Here is a 332-nt window from a genome sequence, read left to right on the forward strand (position 1 = left end):
TTCTACGTCGTTTCAAATCGTTCTGTTTGATTTTATCTTTCAGCTTTTCTGAAAACTGACCAAAATATTGAACTGGTGTTGTTAATAGGTTTTTGATTCCAAGATCAACGCCTATAATTTTTGATGCTTTTGTTTTTTTATTAATCGTTTCAACAACAAGCGTGGCGTACCACTTACCATTTTTCCGGGTTAATGTAACTCCGGTACATAATTTACCGGAATTTATGACTTTTTTCCCGTAAGCATAAATATTAATTGGAATTCTAACTGGTTTACATTTTTCAAGTGTTGCAATAACCAACCAGAAATCAAACTGAGGGGTATCAGATTTT

1 protein-coding gene is annotated in these 332 nt (G+C 32.8%); it reads right to left on the reverse strand.

All coding sequences use genetic code 11. The features are described from left to right. Positions 1 to 332: hypothetical protein (locus HXW94_RS20640; protein WP_218576837.1), on the reverse strand; the 332-nt coding region annotated here is incomplete at both ends.

It is taken from the genome of Desulfobacter latus (assembly GCF_013389365.1).
GTDB classification, from domain to species: Bacteria; Desulfobacterota; Desulfobacteria; order Desulfobacterales; family Desulfobacteraceae; genus Desulfobacter; species Desulfobacter latus.